The organism is Paenisporosarcina sp. P4_E4_2 (genome assembly GCF_056401595.1).
This window is the reverse complement of sequence record NZ_JBFUJC010000494.1, coordinates 1-1,581: the sequence shown is the minus strand read 5'-3', so window position 1 is coordinate 1,581 and position 1,581 is coordinate 1. Positions and strand designations below refer to the sequence as shown.

Below are 1,581 nucleotides of genomic sequence, written 5' to 3'. Positions count from 1 at the left end.
GCTAGCAGCATTGCAATTTCTAGTTTGCGTTTTTCACCATGGGACAATTGACTGGCTATCGCTTGTTTCTTGTTCAACAGCAAGACGACTTCGAGCAATTGTTCTGCTTTTTCAATAAGAGAAGGGTACGCCTTGATATGGCGTAACATTTGATAGCGAATTTTTTCTTTTGATTGCACCGCCAGGCGTACGTTTTCGAGAACAGTCAGGTTGGGAAATACATTCGTGATTTGAAAAGATCGACCTAACCCTTTTCGTGTGCGGTCAACAGAAGAAAATCGGGACATGTCTTCATTTTTGAAATATACTTTCCCTTCGGTTGGCTTTAATTCACCACTAATCAAATTGAAAAAAGTGGTTTTTCCCGCTCCATTCGGTCCGATGATGGATTTGAAATGTTTTTCAGGCATTTCAAAATTGACGTGATCCACGGCTGTATGTCCACCAAAACGGATGGTCAAGTTTTCGGTTCTTAAAATCGTTGTCATCGATGTTCATCCTTTCTTCTGTCTCTCTCCACATGCAGGAATGAATCCTGAACGTGGAGAGAGACAGACCTGTTAAAACAGGCCGTCTCCACGTGTTATTTGTTTTGAATTGGTGGTTCCGTTTCCTCTGGTGACAATTCACGAATTAACACCGGCACTGGATACGGTACGCCATCTTGTTTTTCAAGTTTGATAGAGTACAATGCTTGTAACGCCTGGTGATCTTCATCACGGAACGTCATCTTGCCTTTAGGCGTTTCGAACGACATACCTTCCATAAGGTCGATTAGCTCTTTACTATCCACATTGCCTTCTGATTTTTTCAACGCTTCGACTATTGCAATCGCCGCTGACATACCACCTGGGGTGAATAGGTCAGGAACTTCCCCGTTAAAGCGTTCTTTATGTTTCTCTACTAACCAATCATTCACATCATTTTTTGGTAATGTGTGATAGTAAACAGAGAACCCTTCCATGCCTACCAATGGCTCCATAATGGACAACGCTGGGATATCAGGTGCACCCGTTGAAATTTTGATGCCTTTTTCCTGAAGTTTTAAATCGGCAATTTGATTCCAAGGTGAGTTTGCTCCTGCCCAAACTACAAACAAGTAATCTGGTTTTGCTTCAATCACTTTTTGGAGATTGGAAGTGAAATCAGTAGCTGCAGGATCTGCATACTCTTCTAACACAATTTCAGCACCTAATTCTTCTGCAGCTTTTTTAAATGCTGCAACGCCGTCCAGACCAAAGGAATAGTCAGGAGCGAATGTAGCAATTTTTACGCCTGGTTTCGCGATTGCCGCAGCACCTGCCACAGCATCTTGAGATGAGTTGCGGCCCGTACGGAAGATGTACGGATTGAATTCTGCACCCGTAATACTATCCGCTACAGCTGGTTCTACAATCATGATTTTTTCGTATTCTTCAGCAAGAGGCAGTACCGCCAATGTATCACCTGAACTTGATGAACCAACGATGAAGTCCACTTCATCTTCTTCCAGTAATTTCGTAGCTTTTTGAACCGCTACTTCTGGTTTTGTTTCCGTATCTTCATAAATAATTTCAATTTTCTTGCCCGCTACTTCCATCG

General features: G+C 42.6%; 2 protein-coding genes. Both read right to left on the bottom strand.

What is annotated here, in order from left to right; all coding sequences use genetic code 11:
• Positions 1–488: ATP-binding cassette domain-containing protein (locus AC1DSB_RS19040; RefSeq protein ID WP_477587392.1), on the bottom strand; the 488-nt coding region annotated here is incomplete at its 3' end.
• Positions 489–583: 95 nt separating this feature from the next.
• Positions 584–1,581: substrate-binding domain-containing protein (locus AC1DSB_RS19035; protein WP_477587391.1), on the bottom strand; the 998-nt coding region annotated here is incomplete at its 5' end.